The sequence below is a fragment of the Aggregatibacter aphrophilus ATCC 33389 genome (assembly GCF_900636915.1).
Taxonomy (GTDB): Bacteria; Pseudomonadota; Gammaproteobacteria; order Enterobacterales; family Pasteurellaceae; genus Aggregatibacter; species Aggregatibacter aphrophilus.
This window is the reverse complement of sequence record NZ_LR134327.1, coordinates 1,616,477-1,639,143: the sequence shown is the minus strand read 5'-3', so window position 1 is coordinate 1,639,143 and position 22,667 is coordinate 1,616,477. Positions and strand designations below refer to the sequence as shown.

The following is a 22,667-nucleotide window of genomic DNA, read 5'->3' as shown; positions in this document are numbered from 1 at the left end:
AAGTATGAAATTTAGTGAACAATGGGTACGCGAATGGGTTAATCCGGCGATATCTACGGAGCAACTTTGCGATCAAATTACCATGTTAGGTTTGGAAGTTGACGGTGTAGAAAAGATTGCCGGTGATTTCAGCGGCGTTGTTGTAGGTGAAGTGGTGGAGTGTGCGCAACATCCCGATGCAGATAAATTACGCGTGACCAAAGTGAATGTCGGCGGCGAGCGTTTATTAGATATCGTATGTGGTGCGCCGAATTGCCGTCAAGGCTTAAAAGTCGCTTGTGCGGTAGAGGGTGCTGAATTACCGGGCGATTTCAAAATTAAGAAAACCAAATTACGCGGACAACCTTCCGAAGGCATGCTTTGCTCATTCAGCGAACTCGGCATTGAATCTGATGCGAATGGTATTATCGAGTTGCCACAAGATGCACCTATCGGCACCAATTTACGTGATTATTTAAAATTAGATGATAACGCCATTGAGATTAGCTTAACACCAAACCGTGCGGATTGCTTAAGCATTGCCGGTGTGGCGCGTGAATTAGCCGTGGTGAATAAACTCCACGAAAATCCACCGCACTTTGAGGTAGTTAAACCGACCATTAGCGATAAAGTACAAATTGATGTTCAAGCTGCCGAAGCCTGCCCTCGTTATTTATTACGCGTGGTGAAAAACGTGAATGTTAAAGCGCAATCACCAATGTGGATGCAGGAAAAATTACGCCGTTGTGGTATCCGTTCTATTGACCCGATCGTGGACGTGACTAACTACATTTTGCTTGAACTTGGCCAACCGATGCATGCCTTTGATATGGCAAAAGTTGTCCAGCCGGTACAAGTCAGAATGGCAAAAGAAAACGAAGAACTTGTGCTATTAGATGGTACAACAGCGAAATTACAACCAAATACATTGGTTATCGCAGACCAAAGTGGCGCATTGGCGATGGCCGGGATTTTCGGTGGTAAAGCAAGCGGTGTGAATGTGGAAGCTACAAAAGATGTGATCTTAGAGGCCGCTTTCTTTGCTCCGTTGGCGATTACCGGTCGTGCCCGTCAGTATGGTTTACATACGGATTCTTCTCACCGTTTTGAACGCGGTGTAGATTTTGAGCTTCCGCGCAAAGCGATGGAAAGAGCAACCGCACTTTTACTTGAAATTTGTGGTGGGGAAGCCGGTGAGATTTGTGAGGCGATGAGCGAACAGCATTTACCGAAACGCCAAGCAGTTACATTACAACGTCACAAATTAGATGCGTTACTCGGTCATCATATTGAAACCGAGACAGTGACGGATATTTTACAACGTCTTGGTTTACAGGTTTCTTACGCTAACGACAGTTGGACGGTTGTTGCGCCATCTTGGCGTTTTGATATTGAAATCGAAGAAGATTTAATTGAAGAAGTCGCCCGTATTTATGGTTATAACAATATTCCGAATAATGCACCGTTAGCACATTTACGTATGCGCGAACACAAAGAAGCAGATGTTGAATTATCGCGTATTAAAGCGGCGTTAATTAGCTGTGATTTCTATGAAGCGATTACTTATAGTTTTGTTGATCCGAAAATTCAAAGTTTACTTCATCCTGAAGTTAAATCCTTGGTGTTACCAAATCCGATTTCTGTGGAAATGTCCGCAATGCGGGTTTCTTTGTTAACCGGTTTACTTGGCGCAGTGATTTATAACCAAAATCGTCAACAAAATCGTGTCCGTTTATTTGAATTTGGATTACGTTTTGTACCGGATGAAAAAGCCGAATTTGGTGTGCGTCAAGAACCTGTGTTTGCGGCAGTAATGACGGGCTCCAAAGCTAACGAGCAATGGAGTGAAAAAACAGCACCGGCAGATTTTTATGACTTAAAAGGCTATATTGAAAACTTACTTTCGTTAAGTTCTGCTGGAAATCGAGCAAAATTTGTAGCAAAATCATATACAGCGTTACATCCGGGTCAATCTGCAGCAATTATGTTGGATGGTGAAGAAATTGGTTTTATCGGACAACTTCACCCAACTATTGCGCAAAAAATTGGTCTTACCGGAAAAGCATTTGTTTGCGAAATTTCCGTTGAGCATATTTCTCGCAGAGATGTGTCTCGTGCAAAAGAAATTTCCCGTTTCCCGGCTAACCGTCGCGACTTAGCGGTGGTGGTTGCGGATAATGTGCCGGCAAATGATGTGTTGGGAGCGTGTCGTGCAGCGGGTGGAGATAAAGTTACCCAAGTCAATTTATTTGATGTTTACCAAGGAAATGGTGTTGCCACAGGACATAAGAGCTTAGCGATAAGCTTAGTGATTCAAGACAATGAAAAAACCCTTGAAGAAGATGAAATTAACACAGTAATTTCAGCGGTATTATCTGAGTTAAAACAACGTTTTAATGCTTACTTGAGAGATTAAACTATGACATTAACTAAAGTAGAACTCGCCGAGAATCTTATTGAGAAATTCCATCTCAGTAAACGTGAAGCCAAAGACTTAGTGGAAAGCTTCTTTGAAGAAATCCGTGTGGCTTTGGAAACAGGAAATGATGTGAAGTTATCCGGTTTCGGTAATTTCGAATTACGCGATAAAGCCTCCCGTCCGGGTCGGAATCCTAAGACCGGAGAAAGTGTCCCTGTCTCTGCCCGTCGTGTCGTGGTATTTAAACCGGGGCAAAAATTACGCAGTCGGGTAGAAAAAGTTAAGCCAAAAGCCTAATTAACTAAGCTATCAATAGTCTCTTATTGATAGCTTTTTACTTTAGAGACTCCCATAGATGAAGATGTTTTTTAAATCTTTGTTGGTTTGTTGCAGTGTGGCAACATTAGTGGCGTGTTCCACTAGTGGTACTAAAAACTCACGCATTAATTATAAAGGTCAAATTAATGATCCGATTATGGCTATTGCGTTGTTGAGTGAACAGCAATATGAATGGGCCGGCACGCCCTACGTTTTAGGTGGTTCTGGCCGTAAAGGTGTTGATTGTTCAGGGTTTGTACAGACTACCTTTTTTGATCGCTTTGGCATAAAATTGCCACGCCAAACCAAAGATCAAGCCAATTATGGCCAATATATTGATAAAGCAGATATCCAAACCGGCGATTTAGTTTTCTTTAAGACAGGGCGTGGACCTAACGGTTATCATGTAGGTATTTATGTGAAAGAAGATAAATTTCTCCATGCTTCAACGAAGGGAGGGGTGATTTATTCCTCCTTAAATAGTGACTATTGGCGAAAAGCCTATTGGCAGGCAAGACGGATCTAAATTTCACATTCCAATAAAAAAATCGTAGTGTAAAAGCTACGATTTTTTGTTTTTTAATCTAAAAAGTGCGGTCAGAAATAGTAGCATTTTTTAACGATATTTTTAGTTCACTTCTTTAAACGTAATCATTTCTTGCCCACTAAAATCCGCCTGATCTTCATCATCAAACTGCATAGGTGTGATTTTTTCTTCATCAAACGCAGTGTCGCCTTCTACACCTTCGATTAACTGCCCGTGTTTTATACCTTTAAAATCGAAGAGTTTTGGGTCACATAAATGAGAAAGGGTAATATTTTGCATTGCGCTAAACATGGTTTCCAAACGGCCTGGGTATTGGCGATCCCAAGTATTTAACATCTCTTTGACAACTTGACGTTGTAAATTGGGTTGAGAACCACACAGATTGCAAGGGATAATCGGGAAAGCTTTGGCCACAGCATATTTTTCAATATCTTTTTCTTTGCAGTAAGCCAACGGGCGAATAACGATTTGTTTGCCATCATCAGAAATCAATTTCGGGGGCATGGATTTTAACTTTCCACCATAGAACATGTTCAAGAAAAGGGTAGCTAACATATCGTCACGATGATGCCCCAAAGCGATTTTAGTCACGCCTAATTCTGTTGCGGTGCGATATAAAATACCACGGCGTAAGCGGGAGCAGAGTGAGCAGGTGGTTTTGCCTTCAGGAATTTTCTCTTTCACAATGCCATAGGTATTTTCTTCTATAATTTTGTAATCCACACTGATACTTTGTAAGTAATTGGGTAGAACATGTTCCGGAAAGCCAGGTTGTTTTTGGTCTAGATTCACTGCCACAATATCAAACTTGATCGGTGCATTTTGTTGCAAGTTCAGCAAAATATCTAACAAAGTATAACTGTCTTTGCCACCGGAAAGGCACACCATCACTTTGTCTCCGTCTTCAATCATGTTGAAATCGGCAATGGCGTTGCCCACATTACGACGTAGGCGTTTTTGTAATTTATTAAGATTGTAAGTTTGTTTTTTCTCGGTTTGCATAACAGTGTTCACCACATCAATATTGTTAAGGGGTAGAAAACCATTCATTATATATTAATGCCTGAGTTCTTGTATAAACAAATTATTGAATATATGTAAAAAGTGCTTTTCCTGTGTCAAGATTGATGTTAATGACATGGTTTGTTAGCATAGACTAGATTTTTTTGTGTTTATTGAGGAGAGTGTTATGACAATTTTAATAAAATTCAATCAAGTCGTAGATATGCCGGAGCTTGCAAAATTTATCCTGCGAGTAGGGTTTGCCGTTTTGTTTTTATTACATGGCTTACATAAAATGCAAACTGGAGTTGATTTTGTCGGTAGTAAATTTGTTGAATTCGGCTTATCTGCATCATTTGCTTATTTAGCTTATATTGCAGAAGTAGTCGCCCCAATTTTGATGATTTTAGGTATTTTTACCCGTTTGGCAGCTTTTTTTGCCGCAAGTGGTGCAGTGGTAATCATGATTTTAATGCATTCTAATGATTTTTTTAGTTTAACTAATGTTGGTGCTTGGTCTGTAGAAAGTATTGCAACGTTTTTCTTTGGTTTTGTTGTCGTGATGTTATTAGGCTCTGGAAAATATGCTTTAAAAGCAGATTAAAAAATAACCATGCTTTAATTTTATGAATCAAAGTATGGTCTCATTATTTTAATAAAATAAATAACTTCCTTTAAGATTTTTAGAGGATAGGACTTTTCTTATGTAAAAGAAACAAAAATGAATTATAAGTTTGATCTTTTATATTTTTAGTAGGATAATTTCCATGCGTTAAGTTATCATTTAAGGACAAATGTGCTTATCGCTAAATAAAAATAAGTCAAGTAAATATGCTATTAAACACTGAGGATGTTGTGTTCATTATTCGTTAATAGCTGACATGATTATTAAAATATAAAAACGACTAAATAATGAGAGGATTATTTAAGATGAAAAAAACTACGATCGCATTAGCTGTTGCCGGTTTAGTTGTTGCTGTGGCTACTGTGGCGCAAGCCGCACCGCAAGCAAATACTTTTTATGCCGGCGCAAAAGCAGGTTGGGCTTCCGTTCGTCACGGTTTGAATCAATATCAATATAGAGATGAAAGCGATGGCGCTGTAATTGGTAAAGCCAAAATTAACTCGGAGGCGTATGGTGTTTTTGGTGGTTATCAAATTACCGATAATTTTGCCGTTGAAGCAGGTTATGAATTTTTTGGTCGCGGAAAAGTAAAAGAATTTGCCGGCGGTGAAAAAAGAATTACAGCTCACGGTTCTAGTTTATCTCTTAAAGCAAGTTATCCGGCATTAGATAATTTAGATCTTTATGCGCGCGCTGGGGCTGCTTTAATTCGTGTTGACTATAAAGATACCACCGAAAGCAAAACATATAAGTTTCATGATTTAAAAGTTTCTCCAGTATTTGCCGGAGGTCTTGAATATGCTATTTTGCCTGAATTAGCATTACGCCTTGAATATCAATGGGTGGCTCGTGTAGGTAATTTTGGTAAAGCAGAAAGAAAGAGATCAAATGCATATTATGGCCCAAATAACTATAACGAATCTGATGTACGTTATTCTCCAGACATTGGCTCTGTAAGTTTAGGTTTATCTTACCGTTTCGGGCAAGGGGCGGCGCCTGTTGTTGCACCTGAAGTAGCAACAAAAGTGTTTACACTAAAATCTGATGTAACATTTGCATTCAATAAAGCAAATTTAAGACCAAATGCACAAGCGACCTTAGATGGTATTTACAGTGAAATCGCAAAAGTAAACAAGCCTAATGTGGCCGTATCCGGTTACACAGACCGCATCGGTTCTGACGCTTACAATCAAAAATTATCTCAAAAACGTGCTGAAACCGTAGCTAACTACCTTGTATCTAAAGGTGTTGCACAAGACACAATTTCTGCTACAGGTTATGGTAAAGCAAATCCGGTTACCGGCAATCAATGTGATGCAGTTAAAGGTCGTAAAGCCCTTATTGCTTGCTTAGCCGATGACCGTCGTGTAGAAATTGCAGTAAATGGCAATCAATAATTTTTTGTCTGATTAGTAACAAAAAAGACCTAAATTTATTTAGGTCTTTTTTATTTCTTAAATACTACTCCTGCCAACCACCGCCTAATGCTTTATATAGATTGATTAAATTTTTTGCTCCCGCTAAACGGCTTTGCACCAACCGATTTTGATAATCCAATGCAGTTAATCGAGCAGTTAAGGCATTATCTAAGGTTTTTTCACCATATTGAAATAATTTCTCTGCATTACCTGCTTGTTTTTGTACTTGATGATAAGCGGTTTGTAGTAGGTGAGTTTGACGATTCAATGCAGCTTGTGCCTGATAACTGTTATCCACATCAGCAAGAGCTTGCAATAAGGTTTTATCATATTGCAAAAGTGCTGCTTTTAAGCGGACATCAGCGGCATCAATATTGGCTTGAATACGTCCGTTAGTAAAAATCGGAATGTTAATATTTACATTCAATAAATTCGCCCAACTCTTTAAATCGGGAATATCCGTATTGATATCAATGCGCCCCATTTGACCTAAAAATTGAATATCAAAGTGTGGATAAAGATCGGCCTTAGCTGAGGCTAGTTTGGCAGCATGGGCTTGCACTTGTGCTTTATAAGCACGTAAATCAGGGCGACGTTCTAATATATCACCGGGTAACACACCCTGTGGAGCTGACGGTAAAACACCGAGAAAATCGACCGCACTTTTAGTGATATGGAAGCCTTGCGGTGGTTTACCGATTAGCACAGCAATAGCTCGTTCATTTCCGGAGATTTGTGCATCGAATGTCGCCAACTGCGCTTGTACTGCACTAATTTGACTTTCTATTTGCAGCACATTATTAGAATTAACTTGTCCGGCACCAAAACGCCCTTGGACATAACGTTTTAACTGAAGTAAGTGTTTTTCCTGTTGTTTTAATAAATCTTTTTGCTGACGAAGTGCGGCAATATTAGCGTAGCTTTCGGCAATTTGTCCGGTAACCAACATTTGGGTGGCATAAACCTGCTGTTGAACACCCAGTGCTGCAGCTTGCGCAGCATCACGGTCGCTACGTTTTTTACCGAAAAAATCCAATTCCCAACTTGCAGATATTCCTGCTAATTGGATATTACCTTCCCGATCATAAGAACGGTGAGTTAGGGGATTTTCCACATGAGTGTGCATGAGACCCGCTGTTCCTTGCGCTCCTACTTTCGGGCCGAGATCGGCTTGCGTATATTGACCCATTGCTTGAGCTTCTAATAAACGGGCTTTCGCGATTTCAATATCAAGGTTATTTTTTAATCCCTGTTCGATGAGTTGAGTCAGTTGTGGATCATGCCAATTTTGCCACCAACGGGAAATTTCCATGGTATTTTTGGAGGTTGCTGCATTTTGAGTTTGTTCAAATTGGACGGGAACCTCTACCTTTGACGATAAATCAACGTTTGTCGTACAACCTGTTAATGCAATAAACATCGCTATCAGAGTAAGCTTCGGAGTAATATCTTTCATAAGCTTTTCCTTCTTTAACCTTGGCGTGACAACATGGATTTGAACTGTGCTAATGCCACACCTAAAAATAATGCACCTAATGCTGCAATTTTGACTAATTTATCCCACACCAAGTCGATGCTGACACCACGAAATAACACATCTTGTGCGTAAGCCCCGAAAATAGTAGTGGGTGAAAGCTGAGTAATTTTTTGTACGATCTCCGGCATATTATCTACTGGTGACATGGTACCGGAAAGCATGTACATCACGATATAAACGGGCAGAACCAATAAACCGAATTGCGGCATAGTTGGCGCAAAAATTGCCAACATAATGCCAAGTGAAGCGATGGCAAAAATAAATACGGCAGCCCCCAATAAATACAAAGAAAATGCCTTTTGAGACAGTGGAGTACCGATAATTTTATGTACCACAAAATAGAGTGAAAATGCCACCACAGTCAGTAATACCAATTCATTTGCCAGAATTTTGGCGATGGCAATTTCGCTAGATCGCACGGGCATCACTAAAATATGTTCCAATGTGCCGCGTTCCCGTTCACGAATCACCGCCGCGCCAACCAGTAACACAGTCAGCAAGTTCAAATAACCGACAATATTCATGCCGCCCATAAACCAACTACTCGAAAAATTGGGATTATAAAGTACATTAATAGTAGGCTTAATAAGAATGTCGTTATTGTCACTCATGTGCAGAAAGTCGTTCATTTCACCGCGAAAAATTTGTGAAATATAATAAGCACCAATGGCCGCTTGGGTCATTGCCGTGGCATCGGATAATAATTGAATTGACGGATTATTCCCTGCCAAAACATCTCGTTCGTAATTGGGCGGAATATCTAGAATGAACGTATATTCGCCCGTATCCATTAAGCGATCCGCCTGATTAGCGTTAATCGTATGTACTTTACGAAAATTCGGCGCAATGAGGCTTTGTTGCAATCGATAAGACAGTGTGGAATGATCATTATCGACGATAGCTGCAGAGGCATTTTTTACTTCTAATGTAATGGAATTAGCGACAGTGTAAATCGCAATAGTAAACATATAAATGATTAACACGACCAACACAGGATCGGAGAATAAGCTACGCAACTCTTTGCCCGATAAATAAATCACATTTTTTATCCATCTGAACATATTATTTCTCCTGTTTTTTCAGCAATGCCACCGCGCCACAGAAATACACAGCATAAATTGTCAACAATGCACCATAGCTACTGAGAAAATCCGTGAATCCTAAGCCTTTGGTAAAGCCGCCTAAACAGATAATGAGGAACCAATAGCCGGGAAATAATTGTGCAATCACATAAATATGAGAGGGCAGAGTTGAGGTCGGATAGATCATGCCGGAAAAGTTTAAGGTAGGGATTATTACGACGATTGCCGTAGCAAAAATCGCTGCGATTTGTGATTTCACAAAGCTGGATACCAACAAACCAAATGCTGTGGAAGCTGTGATGATAAAAATAGCTCCCAAGGTCATCGCCCACATGGAGCCTTTGACCGGAACACCAAACACCACCACTGAAATCCATATCATAATTAGATAACTGATAAATGCCAGTACAATATAGGGCAGTTGCTTACCGAGCAAAAATTGCAGGGTGTCAGCAGGGCAACCATATAAATTCATAATAGAACCGATTTCTTTTTCCCTCACCACACCTAGTGCCGTCATCATGGACGGAATTAACATCATGGCAAGCATAATAATGCCCGGAGTCATGGCAAAAATACTTTTGAAATCTTGGTTATACACAAAACGAGGAGTTAATAACGTTGAGTTTGGTAAAGTAATGCCTTGCTGTTTCAAGCTTTCTTGAACATATTGTGTAAGCACACCAACCACTGAACCTCGCAGATTTTCTGCAGTAGAAGGAAATGCGCCATCAATGAAAAAACCGACTTCCGGCGTTTGTTGGCGTAATACTTTTTTGCCAAAATCCGGTGGAATTTCAATCACCAATTTGACTTTAGCCGCTTGTAAAACTGCATTGATTTCTTGTTCTGAATGAATATCGGGTTTACGTACAAAATAACCGGAACCGGTAAAATATTCCGTAAAACGGCGACTTTCCGAACTGTTGTCATAATCTAGCACAGTGAAATTGGACGGGTGCACGTCAAAGGAAATACTTGATGCCATGGTAAAAAGCATAATGACTGGGCCGAGCAATGCGAAAAATAAACGGATTCTATCACGCAAAAGTTCCTTACCCTCTCGCACCGCAAATGTCCACACCAACGACCACCAAGCGAGTAATCCTGCTTTCGCTGATGCCTTAGAAACATCTGTAAAACCGACCGCACTTTTTTCTGTCTTCCCTGATGGTGGTGCAGTAATATCATCCGCTTGTTCTTCTAAATAACGAATGAAGGCTTCCTCTAATGTCGGTGCATTTTTCTGCAAGCGTAATGCTTCCGGTGTATCTACGGCCAATACGCGTCCACGGTGCATAAAGGAAATACGATCACAACGTGCCGCTTCATTCATAAAATGGGTTGTCACAAAAATGGTAATTTTGTCTTCACGGGAAAGTTTAATTAGGTATGTCCAAAACATATCCCGCGCAGCAGGATCAACACCCGAAGTTGGTTCGTCCAGTATCAACACTTCCGGTTTATGCAAACAGGCGGCGGCAAGTTGTAAACGTTGACGAATGCCAAGGGCGAGGGCAGAAGGATATTCATCGGCAAGATGAACCAAGTCGAATTGCTGTATAACGGCTTGCACATATTGTTGCCATTGAGATCGCGGAATTTGATATAGCTTGGCGTGCAGCATGAGATTTTGTGAAACGGTAAGCTCTTCATAAAGAGAAAATGCTTGTGACATATAGCCCACTCGTTTTCGGGTATCAATGTTACTTGCATCAATCGGCTGACCGAGCAATGTCGCCGTGCCTTCTGTAGGCTCCAGCAAGCCGGTGAGCATTTTCATGGTAGTCGATTTTCCGCAACCATTAGATCCTAAGAAACCGAAAATTTCGCCTTTCGGGATAGTAAAACTGACGTTATCGACGGAGATAAAATCACCAAATTTTTTGGTAAGTCCGTTTGCTGTAATTACTGCTGGTTGATTGGGTTCAGGTTTAAAGGGCGGAATATGAAACCCATTTAACCCACTACGTTTTTCCGGTGGAAGCAGTTTGATATAGCTTTCCTCCAAATTATGACTTTGGGTTTCCGCAATAAGTTGTTTGGTCGGCGCATTGGCGATAAGTTTGCCGTCATCCATGGCCAAAATATGTTCAAAACGTTCTGCTTCGTCGATATATGCTGTTGACACAATGACAGTCATGCCGTCTTCTTCTTGGCGTAAATCGTCCACCAATTGCCAAAATTGACGACGAGAAAGGGGATCCACGCCGGTGGTTGGTTCATCCAAAATTAACAAATCGGGGCTATGTACCAAAGCACAACACAGACTCAGTTTTTGTTTCATGCCGCCCGATAGTTTACCGGCAGCGCGATTGGCAAATGGTGAAAGCCCTGTGGCGTTAAGTAAGCGCTGAATACGCTCATGACGTTGCAGTTTGTTTAAGCCGAACAAGCGCGCGTGAAAATCGATGTTTTCATAAATGGACAGGGTGAGATAGAGGTTTTTTCCCAACCCTTGCGGCATAAACGCAATTTTGTGGGAAAGAGTGTCACGGGCCTTTTTCTCGGCGACGTTTAAGTTAAATACTTTCACAGAGCCTGTTTGAATGATTTTTACACCGGCAACTAAGGACAGTAGTGTAGATTTCCCCACACCGTCCGGGCCGATTAAGCCGACGGTTGCCCCGCGGGGAATTTGAAGGCTGACATCCGAAAGTGCGGTGGTTTTTCCGTATGAATGTGACAGATGCTCAACTGATACAGCAAAAGGAGAAGCGTTCATGCTATTCACCCTGTGGTAGTTTTACATCCAACTGTTCCACCCATTGTGCCTGCGGATCATATTTAACATAGCCTATTGCTGTCATACCACCTTTTAATAGGCCTTTATATTTCAAGGCAATATCCACAGGAATTTGTAATTTCACTTTAAACATCAATTTGGCACGTTCTTCTGTAGTTTCTACGGATTTAGGCGTGAATTGCGCATTATTAGCAACAAAGGTAATTTTGGCGGGAAATACAGCATTTATACCGTCAATGACAATACGTGCATCATCACCTAATTTAATCTGATTCATTTGCTGAGCGGTAAGAAACACATTGATATAGGTATCTGTCGGGTCAAGCACACTGACTACTTTACCGCCGGCTCCCAACACATTACCTACTTCGGCAATTTGATATTCAAGCCGACCGTCTTTCGGTGCCTTAATGATCATATCTTCATATTGCGATTGGGCTTTTTCTAACTGTGCCTTCGCTTGTGCCACAGCAGCTTCTGCTTCGGCTTTGGCGGCTTGAGTGGTATTTACAGCGGCAAGAGAGGCGTTGTACGCGGATTGACGACGTTCTAATTCAGTACTTGAAATGAGATTATCACGACGTAATTTGAAGGCATTATCCAATTCTAATTTGGCGACTTTGGCTTGTTGTTGACGGGCATCTATTTCTGCTAAGGCACGCGACACCGTTTCTTCTGCGCGTTTTTTTTGCGCCAATGCGCCGGAAACCTGTGTTTGCGAGATAGTAGAAGAAAGACGTGCGAGCGGTTGATTGATTTTTACCTCATCACCTTCTTGCACTAAGATTTCTTCTACTCGTCCCGGATAAAGGGTAGCGACATCTAATCGTTTTAACTCCAAACGTCCGTTAACTGCAGCAATTCCGACCAATTCCTCGGCTTGTAATTGCTGATTTTTCCAAACCGCAAAACTTACGGCGCCAATAACGACTAAACCTAAAATGACATATTTTATTTTCATATCCATATCCTTTTTATTTATAGGCTTATGTTTTGATTATAGTGAACGAACAAAAAGCGCTCAACCACCAAAAAGCAACAATTTGTTGCTTAAGTGGCTAAAAAGCAGTAATTTATAGCTTATTTCTTATAATTAGGAAGGCATTTTATGAATAATCAAGATGTGAGAGTTATTAAAACCAACAATTTAATTCGCACTGCATTTTTAGCGTTATTGGCAGAAAAAGGCTTTCACGCCATGACAGTGCAGGATATTTTGGATAGAGCACAGATTAATCGTTCTACTTTTTATAAGCATTTTTCCAACAAAAATGAAGTGGCGAAAGTCTTGGTAGAAGAACTTATGGCCTTAGTGAAAGAGCGATTAAAACAACGTTTTTCTATACCGACCAAAGAATTTATCGATAGCAATCGACCGATTTTTGAGCAGTACCATCAACTGATTTACCTCATCGGCCAAATCGAAACACCCAAAATTCATTTATATAATGACATTCATAAAATAGTGAAAGAAAAATATATTGAACATTTGAAAATAGAAAATGTGCCCGCTGAAGAGGATTTAGATTTCCAAGGTCACCTGTTCGCAACCATTACACTAGGCATGATGAGATACATTATTGAAAAAGGCGAAATGCCACAGGGAGATGCATTAATACACAACGTGAACGTGGTGTTTGACCAGTTTGTTATTAGGACGGCGTAAAAACGTTGAGAAAAAAGACCGCACTTTTATGGAAGAAAATATATAAAAAAACAACCGCACTTTTTAAGTACGGTTGTTTCGTTATTTAAATAAATAAGCGATAAATTATTCTACGCCAACCATAACGGAAGTTGCTTTGATAATTGCATAAGCTTCTTTACCTACAACTAAGCCTAATTCTTTAACAGCTTCAATTGAGATGGTAGAAGAAATAACATTACCACCACCGATATCTAAATGAACGATAGCGTTCACAGAACCGGTTTCGATTGAAACAACTTTGCCTTTTAATTGATTTCTTGCGCTGATTTTCATACACATTTCCTTATGAGAATGCCTACAATATGTAGGCGGATTGAAAAGAGCCTGCATTGTATATGAAATATTTAAAAAAAAAACAATACTACTTAAGTGGTGGAAGTCCTTTTAATATTTGTTGGGCATTTTCTTTGCTCAAATTATAGTTGTAATATTTTCGGTAGAAATCCTGTGTTTTGGTTATCATATCCACATCGGCAAAGCGTTCCGGGTGGAATAATTGTGCCGCCCACAAAATTTGTAACGCTTCTTCTGCGCTGTAACGATCCCATGGGAAAGTACCGGTCGGGTTGGCATAAATGCGATTATTTTTGACCGCACTTATGGATTGCCAACTCGGATCCGCTTTGATTTTCTCAATGGCAACTTGGGATTTATTGCCGCTGCTGCCGATGATAATCACATCAGGATTGGCTTGCACAATGGATTCCATCGTGACGGTGACCATATTGGCTTCGTCCGGTAACACGCTTTTTCCGCCTGCTAAACGAATCCATTCACCAATCATAGACTTGCCGCCGTCAATCTTAAGTAAATCAGAGCCGTTAGTGATGTGCAAGACGGTCGGACGTTGTTTTTCCTTCACGTCCTTAATACGTGATTCGACGAATTGAATGTTGTCTTCTAATTCTTTGATGTAGCCTTCTGCCACTGCTGGTGCTTTGTCTCCTAAAACCTCGGCAGTTATACGCACGGTTTTCTTTAACCCGTCGAAATCTTGAAAGCTCACACGTACGCCTTTTAAGCCGGCTTGGTTCACTTCATTTAACATGGATTTTTTAGACAACAACATGGCATCCGGCTTTTGCGATAACAATTCTTCCACTTGAATAGTTTCGCCGTTAGTTAGCACCGGAACGTTTTTAATGTTTGGATACACTTCAGCGAACCAAGGATTCGCCGCAATAGCGGTGGTCGTTGCAACTAATTTGTCGGCCCCACCTAATAACAACACGATTTGGTTATTGGCGTGCCAAAGATCGGCGACGCGTTCCACGCGATCGGGAATGTTCACTTGGTTGCCGTCCACGTCGGTGGCGATTTTTGCCTGTGCAGAAAATGCCAACAGGGTAGCGGCAAAAAGTGCGGTTACAAAAAACACTGTTTTTTGAACATTGGCTTTGCCAACGGCGCCGATAAGGGTGAACAAGTTTGCATGCAAACTTGTGAATAATTTTAGAGATGTTTTTTTCAGGGGCATAAGCACGTCCTCTTAAATATGCGTAATGGCACAGATTTTGCGCCCTAATTCAGGTACCTCAATTAAACGCAAATCCGTTTGATAAAGTTCTCGCAGATTATCTTCCGTGAGAATGTCTTGGGTTAAACCACAGTGCAATTTTCCTTGGGTATTCAAAATGGCCACTTTGCTGTTCGGGATCACATCATGCAAAAGCACCGGGTGATCGGGATTATGAGTGGTCATAATGATGGAAAATTGCTGATGGGATAAATTCTTAATCAGGCTCAAGGTTTTAAATACATTGCCGTAATCCAGGGCAGACGTCGGCTCATCAAACAAAATCAGTTGTGGCTGTTGCACTAGAATTTTGGCTAAATTCACTAATTGCTTTTCGCCGCCGCTCATTTGCATATAAATTTTGTCGGCAAAATGACTAATACCCAGTTGCGCTAACGCTTGTTCTGCCAAGTGATAATCTTCTTCGCTCGGTTTGCCGAATAAGCCTAGATGCGCGGCACGCCCCAATACCACATAATCCAACACCTTGTATTGATAAGTTTGCGGTGAATGTTGCGATACATAAGCTACTTGGCGGGCGATTTGCTTACCGGAAAGCGTTTTGATTTCCGCATTATTTAAATAAATTTCGCCCCGTTGTGGTGTAAGCAACCCCGCAATGCAGTTCAGTAACGTTGATTTTCCGCGTCCGTTGGCACCAAGAATAGTCATCAATTCGCCTTTTTGGAGGGTTAAATCAATACCGTTCAAAAGTGGAATATGACGTTGATGTTGAAAATAAAGTTGGTTGATTTTTAACATATCGGCTCCTTATTCCGCGACTTTTTGTTTTACTAATACCCAAGCAAAGAACGGCGCGCCGATAAAGCCTGTGAGAATGCCAAGCGGAATTTCTTGGGTATATAAGTTGCGGGCCAAGGTGTCGATAACCAATAAGAAAATGGCGCCGATCAGCGCGGAAAGCGGTAGGGTGCGAAGGTTATTGTCGCCAATAAACATACGCGCCAAATGCGGAATAATGAGACCAATCCAACCAATCGTACCACTTAAACAGACCGCAGAGGCGGTAAGCAAGGTGGCAAACACCACCATAACGTTGCGTTCCAAACGAATGTTAGCACCGATCAATTTCGCCTCCCTATCACCTAATGACAACACGTTAATGCGCCAGCGCATCATTAATAACGCGCCGGTAGTCAGCAAAATCATCGGTGAAAGCAGGCTCAGGTTTTTATAATCCACTTTCGTCAAGCTCCCCATTTGCCAATACACGATATCGGCAAGTTGGGTTTCCGGGTCGGCAAGATATTTAATTAAGCCAAGGCAAGCCATCATAAACCCAGCAATGATAATGCCCGACAACACAAGAACAATCGTAGAATCACGGCGTACTAATTTAGGCAAACTCATGGTCATTAGCACCGCAATCAATCCACCTGTAAATGCCAAACCTTGAATAGCAAGTAATCCCAAACCTAATAAAATGGCAACAGCCGCACCAACACAAGCACCGCCGGAAACCCCCAGTAAATCTGGTGACACCAACGGATTACGGAAAATTCCTTGAAAAGTTGCGCCCGCCACCGCAAGCGCAGAGCCCACTAAAATAGCAGCAAGAATGCGCGGTAATCGGAGGTTGAAAATGATGTTGTTTTGCACATCATTGCTATTATTGCCTAGTAACGTTTGAATCACATTTTCAACAGGAATGGCAAAGCGCCCCCAAGACAAAGAAAACAAAGCAAGCCAGAAAAGCAATAAAATAAGTAAGATAAAAATCAGTGTTTTTTTATTCATTGGGAAAGTGCGGTTAGTTTTGAATATGCATCATTATATATGAAACTACATACATCTTTGTGATTTATTTTATATAGCGAAAATAAGTAGGGAAGTCAAAAATGCTTGGAAAACTGACCGCACTTTTGTTTTTAATAGATAAAAAGTGCGGTCAGTTTTAACATTGTTTTTTAGAAAACAAAAACGGCATCTATTTCGATGCCGTTTTCTTTTTAAGTGCGGTCAAAAATTACAACACTTTAACAATGCTTTCGCAGAGATAACGAATGTTGTCTTCAGTGATGCCGGCAACATTGATACGGCCTGAGCGTACCGCATAAATCGCAAATTCTTCTTTCAAGCGATCCACTTGTTCTGCAGTTAAACCGCTAAAAGAGAACATGCCGTTTTGGTTAATGATAAAGCCAAAATCTTGTTGTGCGCCGTATTCTTTAAGCAACTCGACAAAACGGTGACGCATTTTTTTGATGCGGTCGCGCATTTCGGCTAACTCATTTTCCCATTCTTGACGTAATTTCGCGTCATTCAATACCAATGCCACTGTACTTGCGCCGTGAGAAGACGGGTTAGAGTAGAGGGTACGAATAATGACTTTCACTTGGGTTAATGCAGTCGCGGCAATATCGGAATTTTCTGCCACCACCGTGAATGCACCAACGCGTTCGTTGTATAAACCGAAGTTTTTAGAGAAGGAACTTGCCACTAAAAGTTCTTTATGGTTTTTGGCAAAGGCGCGTAAACCGTAAGCATCTTCTTCTAAACCGTGGGCAAAGCCTTGGTAAGCGAAGTCGAATAATGGCAACCAGCCTTTCTGTGCAGACATTTCAGCCAGTTTGTCCCATTGCTCAGGTGTCGGGTCGATACCGGTCGGGTTGTGGCAGCAACCGTGAAGTAAAACCACATCGCCTTCACCGGCTTGGCTTAAATCTGCAATGAGGTTGTCCCAGTCTAAGGCTTTGCGTTCGGCATCGTAGTAACGGTATTCGCGGATGTTGATGCCTACCGCTTTGAAAATTGCATTGTGGTTTGGCCAGGTTGGCGTGCTGATCCACACATTTTGGCTGTTAGTTTGGCGTTTAACGAACTCTGCGGCAATGCGGAGCGCACCGGTTCCCCCCAAACTTTGTACGGTTCTTGCACGATTGTTTTTCACAATGTCAGAATTGGCGCCGAACAATAATTCTTTGGTGCGTGCGTTGAAATCGACAACGCCGTCAATCGGCAAGTAATTTTTGGTATTTTCTTGTTCTAATAGGCGTCTTTCCGCTTCTTTTACCGCTTTAACAATCGGGGTATTGCCTTTGGCGTCTTTATATACGCCGATGCCTAAATTAATCTTGTTACTACGGGTTTCGGATTTAAAAGCTTCCCCTAAACCTAAAATCGGGTCGGCCGGTGCGGCGACAATATTTTCAAACATAGAATAATCCTCATGATGTTGTTGTGATGTTGTGTAAAAATCTGTTTATTTATACTGCCATGATGGACGTTTGACAAGCTGTCGTCCACCATTTAGCGCAATTTATTTTTTGCCCATTGCAAACCGGATTGATAATCTTCCGGCAACTCCGCTGCCAATTTGTCTAATTGAGCGATAATCACCTGTTTATCCGGATGCGAAAGGTTAATATGTCCCACTTTGCGCCCCGGTCGAACTTCTTTGCCATACCAGTGCAATTGCGCAAAAGGCGTATTTAGCCATTGTGGGTTATGCGCGGTGCCGATCAAATTCAGCATCACGCTTGGCGCAGAGACCTTTAATTGCGGCGTCGGTAAATCCAACAATGCACGCAAATGCAATTCAAATTGACTCACAGCGCAGCCAAGTTGCGTCCAGTGGCCACTATTATGTACGCGTGGCGCAAGCTCATTAATTAAAAGCTGATCGCCAACCACAAAACATTCCATCGCCATCACGCCCACATAATTCAGTTCATTCATGATTTTACCTAACATCATTTCTGCCAGTTGTTGCTGTGCGGCTTGTTGTGGAAAAGTGACGTCCATGACACTGTAACGTAAAATACCATTTTGCTGTAAATTGTGGGTAACCGGATAAAAACGGGTGTCACCATTACAGAAACGGGCGCCAACTAAAGAGACTTCGTAATCAAACGGAATGAATTTTTCCGCAATGGTTTCCCCAAATAACTCGTTGGTAATTTGGTCTTTGCTTTCATTTGTGGCAATCCATTGTCCACGGCCGTCATAACCGCCCATGCGACGTTTAACAACAACTTTCTCACCAATATGCTGAAATACCTCTGCCCATTGTGATGGTTCTTTTAGCAGACACCAAGGCGAAGTCGGAAGGTGTAATTTATCTAACAAGGATTTTTGGCTTAAGCGATCGGCTAATTGTGCAAACACTTTTTGATTAACAAAGTTGGCGTGATTGCCAAGAAGCGTGGTAAGTGGGGTTTGTTCCCAACGTTCAATTTCAGCAGTAATAATGTCATTGGGTGACAATTCAAATACCGGTGCATCGAAAGGCAACGGTTGAACCTGAATATCTAAAGGCGCACCGGCATAGCGTAACATTCTGCCGAGCTGTCCGTTGCCAAGGACGTAAATAGTCGGGTAGAGGGCGGATTTTTGCATAGTATTCTCATTGATTTTTATAGATGCACAAACGTTCACGCTTGCGCTACCTTCAGTGATTCATTAAAAAACACGGGAAAAAATGACCGCACTTTTTATATCTGTTGTTTAAAGTGCGGTGGAAAGTTTAGCTGTTTTTAAATTCGAGGATCAGGATTGTCCAATACGCTTTGTGTTTGTGTCTGTCTGAACTGATGCAAGCGTTGTGCTAATTCTGCATTATTCATCGCCAAAATTTGTGCAGCTAATAAGCCCGCGTTTGCTGCACCGGCAGGCCCGATGGCTAAGGTGCCGACAGGAATCCCTTTGGGCATTTGCACGATAGAATAGAGGCTATCGACACCACTTAAAATTGAGCTTTTCACCGGTACGCCAAGCACGGGTACGATGGTTTTGGACGCAATCATCCCGGGTAAATGAGCTGCACCGCCTGCACCGGCAATAATCACTTGATAACCTTGTTGTTGAGCAGTTTCGGCAAATTGGAAGAGTTTATCCGGCGTACGGTGGGCAGAAACGATTTCAACATGGTAAGAAACATGTAATTGATCTAGGATTTGCGTGGCTTCCTGCATAGTTGCCCAGTCACTTTTAGACCCCATGACAATAGCGATTTTGGGAGAAGTTGAAGGCATGATTTCCTCATTATTTAGATAGAAAAACTGGCGCTAGAATAGCATAATGCGCAATCGTTTGCGATAATTTTGCAGAAGAAAATCTATTTGCAACTTAGGGCAGAAAATCATATCCTTAACGGCAATTTTTAGCCCTTAGAATTAGGTCGTTTTATGTACGCTAAAGCCAAATACAGAAAAGATTATCAAAGCCCCGATTTCACCGTCACCGATATTCACCTTGATTTCCAATTAGAGCCGGAAAAGACCATTGTAGTCGCCAAAAGTCAATATCGACGTCTTAACCAAAACAGCACGACATTACGTTTAGATGGACGCGATTTCCAATTTTCCGCTATTAAATTAAACGGAAAACCCTTTACTCAATATCAACAAGATCATGAAAGTTTGACGTTAGATTTAGCTCAGATCGATGCAAATCAGTTTGAATTGGAAGTAACGACAATCTTAAATCCGGCCGCGAATACGTCATTGCAAGGGGTGTATCAATCGGGAGAAGCCTTTTGTACGCAATGCGAAGCAGAAGGTTTTCGTCAAATTACCTATATGTTAGACCGCCCGGATGTATTAGCGCGTTACACCACGAAAATTACCGCCGATAAAGCCAAATATCCGCTTTTGCTTTCTAACGGCAATCGCATTAATAGTGGCGATTTGGAGGATGGACGTCATTGGGTAGAGTGGAATGATCCATTTCCAAAACCAAGCTATTTGTTTGCCTTAGTGGCGGGTGACTTTGATGTTCTGAAAGATAAATTTATTACCAAAAGCGGCCGTGAAGTCGCATTGGAATTGTATGTTAATCGTGGCAATTTAAATCGTGCCGACTGGGCGATGCAAAGTCTGAAAAATGCCATGAAATGGGACGAAGAGCGCTTTGATTTGGAATACGACCTGGACATCTACATGATTGTCGCCGTGGATTTCTTCAACATGGGCGCGATGGAAAATAAAGGGCTGAATATTTTTAACGATAAATATGTTTTAGCGAATCCACAAACAGCGACCGATGATGATTATTTGGCTATTGAAAGCGTCATTGCCCACGAATATTTCCATAACTGGACAGGCAACCGTGTAACTTGTCGTGATTGGTTCCAATTAAGTTTAAAAGAAGGATTAACGGTTTTCCGCGATCAGGAATTTTCTTCTGATACGGGTTCTCGCGCAGTAAATCGCATTAATAATGTGAAGTTCTTGCGTACCGTACAATTTGCTGAAGATTCTGGCCCAATGTCGCACCCGATTCGCCCGGAAAAAGTTATTGAAATGAATAATTTCTACACGGTTACTGTGTATGAAAAAGGCGCTGAAGTCATTCGTATGTTGCATACGTTATTAGGCGAAAAAGGCTTCCAAAAAGGTATGAAATTATACATTTCGGAAAACGATGGCAAAGCGGCCACCTGTGAAGATTTCGTTTCTGCCATGGAACGTGCTAATGATTTAGATTTAGCACAATTCCGCCGTTGGTATAGTCAATCCGGTACGCCTGAACTGACCATTGGCGATCGTTATGACGAAAAAAATCATGTCTATCAATTGCACATTTCACAATTAACACCGCCTACCGCCGATCAAATGGATAAAGTAAATTTACATATTCCGTTGAAAATCGCGTTATATGATGAAAAAGGGGTAGCACAAACCCTATACGATTCAGAAGGTGTCGTGGACAATGTGTTGAATATTACACAAAAAGACCAAACTTTTGAGTTCCATAATATTTATAGTAAACCTGTACCGGCATTGTTATGTGATTTTTCTGCACCGGTTAAATTGGATTATGATTACACCACTAACCAATTGATTACGTTGTTGAAATTTGCCGAAAATGGCTTTATTCGTTGGGATGCGGCACAAATGTTACTGGCCGCTGAATTACGCCGTAACGTAACCAACTATCAACAAGGACAACCGTTGGATTTATCGGCTGAAACCGCAGCAGCACTATATCAATTATTAGATAACTATCAAAAAGATACAGAGCTCACCAGTTTAATTCTTACATTGCCGAAAGCGACGGAGTTCGCAGAGTTATTTAAAACTATCGATCCTGATGCAATCAGTGCTGTGCGTGAATTTATGGCAGATGCCATCGCCGACAGTTTGCAAGAATTATTGTTAAAAACCTATAACGCCATTCGCTTGGATGAATATAAAATCAATCGGGAAGACATTGCCTTACGCAAGCTGCGTAATGTATGTTTAAGCTATTTGGCTTATACCAATATTGGCAATAACTTGGTGAATAAACATTACACCTATTCTAACAATATGACGGATACCCTTGCCGCCTTAACTTCTGCGACACAAGCCAAATTGGCTTGCCAGGATAATTTGTTGGCAGATTTTGAACAAAAATGGCAACATGACGGCTTGGTGATGGATAAATGGTTTGCATTACAAGCTACCCGTCCGGAAGAAAACGTATTGCAAAACGTGATTCAGCTTATGGATCACCCAAGTTTTAACTTTAATAATCCGAACCGCTTACGTGCTTTGGTGGGAACATTCGCCGGTCAGAACTTGAAAGCCTTCCATGCCATTGACGGTTCCGGCTACCGTTTCCTAACGGATATTTTGATTAAACTGAACAAGAGCAACCCACAAGTGGCCTCCCGTTTAATTGAACCGTTAATCCGTTTTGCCCGCTATGATAATCAACGTCAAACACTCATGAAACGGGCGTTAGAGCGCATTAGTGAAACGGAAGATTTATCTCGTGATTTGTTTGAGAAAATCGAGAAAGCGTTACAGTAGCAAAAAAGTGCGG

The 22,667-nt window shown here is 41.4% G+C and carries 19 protein-coding genes; 7 read left to right on the top strand and 12 right to left on the bottom strand.

Annotated elements, in window-relative coordinates; translation table 11 throughout:
• Positions 1–4 precede the first annotated feature (4 nt).
• From pheT to EL144_RS07940, 3 genes are read left to right on the top strand one after another with little or no spacing between them, the layout of a single operon-like run.
• Positions 5–2,395, top strand: coding sequence for a phenylalanine--tRNA ligase subunit beta (gene pheT, locus EL144_RS07950; RefSeq protein WP_005703184.1), 2,391 nt, complete (start codon positions 5–7; stop codon positions 2,393–2,395).
• Between the two features lie 3 nt (positions 2,396–2,398).
• Positions 2,399–2,695, top strand: coding sequence for an integration host factor subunit alpha (locus EL144_RS07945; RefSeq protein WP_005700494.1), 297 nt, complete (start codon positions 2,399–2,401; stop codon positions 2,693–2,695).
• Between the two features lie 58 nt (positions 2,696–2,753).
• On the top strand, positions 2,754–3,242 hold the full coding sequence (locus EL144_RS07940; protein WP_005700493.1) for a C40 family peptidase: 489 nt from the start codon (positions 2,754–2,756) through the stop codon (positions 3,240–3,242).
• 102 nt (positions 3,243–3,344) lie between these two features.
• Here EL144_RS07940 and ttcA read toward each other — a convergent pair whose 3' ends face one another.
• Positions 3,345–4,313 carry a tRNA 2-thiocytidine(32) synthetase TtcA gene (ttcA, locus tag EL144_RS07935; protein WP_005703182.1) on the bottom strand — a complete coding sequence of 323 codons (969 nt, stop codon included), beginning with the start codon at positions 4,311–4,313 and terminating at the stop codon, positions 3,345–3,347.
• Positions 4,314–4,452: 139 nt separating this feature from the next.
• Between ttcA and EL144_RS07930 the strand changes: the two genes are divergently transcribed.
• Both EL144_RS07930 and ompA read left to right on the top strand, forming a co-directional pair.
• Positions 4,453–4,869, top strand: a complete 417-nt coding sequence (locus tag EL144_RS07930; RefSeq protein WP_005700491.1) for a DoxX family protein — start codon at positions 4,453–4,455, stop codon at positions 4,867–4,869.
• A gap of 326 nt (positions 4,870–5,195) precedes the next feature.
• Complete coding sequence (ompA, locus tag EL144_RS07925) at positions 5,196–6,287, top strand: porin OmpA (protein ID WP_005703180.1); 1,092 nt, start codon at positions 5,196–5,198, stop codon at positions 6,285–6,287.
• Positions 6,288–6,351: 64 nt separating this feature from the next.
• Here the strand turns inward: ompA and EL144_RS07920 are convergent, their stop codons facing one another.
• The 4 genes from EL144_RS07920 to EL144_RS07905 are packed head-to-tail and all read right to left on the bottom strand — an operon-like array spanning position 6,352 to position 12,634.
• Positions 6,352–7,764 carry an efflux transporter outer membrane subunit gene (locus EL144_RS07920; RefSeq protein ID WP_032994829.1) on the bottom strand — a complete coding sequence of 471 codons (1,413 nt, stop codon included), beginning with the start codon at positions 7,762–7,764 and terminating at the stop codon, positions 6,352–6,354.
• Between the two features lie 14 nt (positions 7,765–7,778).
• Entirely contained in the window at positions 7,779–8,906 is a 1,128-nt protein-coding gene (locus EL144_RS07915; RefSeq protein WP_032994827.1) for an ABC transporter permease, read from the bottom strand.
• A 1-nt stretch (position 8,907) separates the two neighbouring features.
• On the bottom strand, positions 8,908–11,652 hold the full coding sequence (gene rbbA, locus EL144_RS07910) for a ribosome-associated ATPase/putative transporter RbbA (protein ID WP_005703177.1): 2,745 nt from the start codon (positions 11,650–11,652) through the stop codon (positions 8,908–8,910).
• Position 11,653: 1 nt separating this feature from the next.
• Positions 11,654–12,634, bottom strand: a complete 981-nt coding sequence (locus EL144_RS07905) for an HlyD family secretion protein (RefSeq protein ID WP_065336494.1) — start codon at positions 12,632–12,634, stop codon at positions 11,654–11,656.
• Between the two features lie 147 nt (positions 12,635–12,781).
• Here EL144_RS07905 and EL144_RS07900 point away from each other — a divergent pair, with 147 nt between their 5' ends.
• On the top strand, positions 12,782–13,339 hold the full coding sequence (locus tag EL144_RS07900; protein WP_005703173.1) for a TetR/AcrR family transcriptional regulator: 558 nt from the start codon (positions 12,782–12,784) through the stop codon (positions 13,337–13,339).
• A gap of 105 nt (positions 13,340–13,444) precedes the next feature.
• On the opposite strand, the gene EL144_RS07895 is transcribed toward EL144_RS07900, so the two are convergent.
• The 7 genes from EL144_RS07895 to purE all read right to left on the bottom strand — a co-directional run bounded on the left by EL144_RS07895 (position 13,445) and on the right by purE (position 19,891).
• Positions 13,445–13,654: a TOBE domain-containing protein gene (locus tag EL144_RS07895; protein WP_005703172.1), complete on the bottom strand. Its 210-nt coding sequence runs from the start codon at positions 13,652–13,654 to the stop codon at positions 13,445–13,447.
• An 88-nt stretch (positions 13,655–13,742) separates the two neighbouring features.
• Complete coding sequence (locus EL144_RS07890; RefSeq protein ID WP_032994887.1) at positions 13,743–14,759, bottom strand: ABC transporter substrate-binding protein; 1,017 nt, start codon at positions 14,757–14,759, stop codon at positions 13,743–13,745.
• 111 nt (positions 14,760–14,870) lie between these two features.
• Positions 14,871–15,659, bottom strand: coding sequence for an ABC transporter ATP-binding protein (locus EL144_RS07885; protein ID WP_005703170.1), 789 nt, complete (start codon positions 15,657–15,659; stop codon positions 14,871–14,873).
• A 9-nt stretch (positions 15,660–15,668) separates the two neighbouring features.
• Positions 15,669–16,655 (bottom strand): FecCD family ABC transporter permease, encoded by a 987-nt coding sequence (locus EL144_RS07880; protein WP_005703169.1) that lies wholly within the window; start codon positions 16,653–16,655, stop codon positions 15,669–15,671.
• 229 nt (positions 16,656–16,884) lie between these two features.
• A complete protein-coding gene (locus EL144_RS07875; RefSeq protein ID WP_005703168.1) occupies positions 16,885–18,075 on the bottom strand; it encodes an amino acid aminotransferase in 1,191 nt (396 codons plus the stop codon).
• Between the two features lie 92 nt (positions 18,076–18,167).
• Positions 18,168–19,256, bottom strand: coding sequence for a 5-(carboxyamino)imidazole ribonucleotide synthase (gene purK, locus EL144_RS07870; RefSeq protein WP_005703167.1), 1,089 nt, complete (start codon positions 19,254–19,256; stop codon positions 18,168–18,170).
• Positions 19,257–19,393: 137 nt separating this feature from the next.
• Positions 19,394–19,891: a 5-(carboxyamino)imidazole ribonucleotide mutase gene (gene purE / locus EL144_RS07865; RefSeq protein ID WP_005703165.1), complete on the bottom strand. Its 498-nt coding sequence runs from the start codon at positions 19,889–19,891 to the stop codon at positions 19,394–19,396.
• A gap of 153 nt (positions 19,892–20,044) precedes the next feature.
• Here purE and pepN point away from each other — a divergent pair, with 153 nt between their 5' ends.
• A complete protein-coding gene (gene pepN, locus EL144_RS07860; RefSeq protein WP_005703164.1) occupies positions 20,045–22,654 on the top strand; it encodes an aminopeptidase N in 2,610 nt (869 codons plus the stop codon).
• Positions 22,655–22,667: the final 13 nt, after the last annotated feature.

What these genes read in the sequence shown, in the direction of transcription:
- pheT (WP_005703184.1), top strand. Translation starts at nt 5, where the DNA reads ATGAAATTTAGTGAACAATGGGTACGCGAATGGGTTAATCCGGCGATA.
- EL144_RS07915 (WP_032994827.1), bottom strand. Translation starts at nt 8,906, where the DNA reads ATGTTCAGATGGATAAAAAATGTGATTTATTTATCGGGCAAAGAGTTG.
- EL144_RS07940 (WP_005700493.1), top strand. Translation starts at nt 2,754, where the DNA reads ATGAAGATGTTTTTTAAATCTTTGTTGGTTTGTTGCAGTGTGGCAACA.
- EL144_RS07900 (WP_005703173.1), top strand. Translation starts at nt 12,782, where the DNA reads ATGAATAATCAAGATGTGAGAGTTATTAAAACCAACAATTTAATTCGC.
- EL144_RS07875 (WP_005703168.1), bottom strand. Translation starts at nt 18,075, where the DNA reads ATGTTTGAAAATATTGTCGCCGCACCGGCCGACCCGATTTTAGGTTTA.
- ompA (WP_005703180.1), top strand. Translation starts at nt 5,196, where the DNA reads ATGAAAAAAACTACGATCGCATTAGCTGTTGCCGGTTTAGTTGTTGCT.
- rbbA (WP_005703177.1), bottom strand. Translation starts at nt 11,652, where the DNA reads ATGAACGCTTCTCCTTTTGCTGTATCAGTTGAGCATCTGTCACATTCA.
- EL144_RS07930 (WP_005700491.1), top strand. Translation starts at nt 4,453, where the DNA reads ATGACAATTTTAATAAAATTCAATCAAGTCGTAGATATGCCGGAGCTT.
- EL144_RS07885 (WP_005703170.1), bottom strand. Translation starts at nt 15,659, where the DNA reads ATGTTAAAAATCAACCAACTTTATTTTCAACATCAACGTCATATTCCA.
- EL144_RS07920 (WP_032994829.1), bottom strand. Translation starts at nt 7,764, where the DNA reads ATGAAAGATATTACTCCGAAGCTTACTCTGATAGCGATGTTTATTGCA.
- purE (WP_005703165.1), bottom strand. Translation starts at nt 19,891, where the DNA reads ATGCCTTCAACTTCTCCCAAAATCGCTATTGTCATGGGGTCTAAAAGT.
- EL144_RS07945 (WP_005700494.1), top strand. Translation starts at nt 2,399, where the DNA reads ATGACATTAACTAAAGTAGAACTCGCCGAGAATCTTATTGAGAAATTC.
- EL144_RS07905 (WP_065336494.1), bottom strand. Translation starts at nt 12,634, where the DNA reads ATGAAAATAAAATATGTCATTTTAGGTTTAGTCGTTATTGGCGCCGTA.
- pepN (WP_005703164.1), top strand. Translation starts at nt 20,045, where the DNA reads ATGTACGCTAAAGCCAAATACAGAAAAGATTATCAAAGCCCCGATTTC.
- ttcA (WP_005703182.1), bottom strand. Translation starts at nt 4,313, where the DNA reads ATGAATGGTTTTCTACCCCTTAACAATATTGATGTGGTGAACACTGTT.
- EL144_RS07895 (WP_005703172.1), bottom strand. Translation starts at nt 13,654, where the DNA reads ATGAAAATCAGCGCAAGAAATCAATTAAAAGGCAAAGTTGTTTCAATC.
- EL144_RS07880 (WP_005703169.1), bottom strand. Translation starts at nt 16,655, where the DNA reads ATGAATAAAAAAACACTGATTTTTATCTTACTTATTTTATTGCTTTTC.
- purK (WP_005703167.1), bottom strand. Translation starts at nt 19,256, where the DNA reads ATGCAAAAATCCGCCCTCTACCCGACTATTTACGTCCTTGGCAACGGA.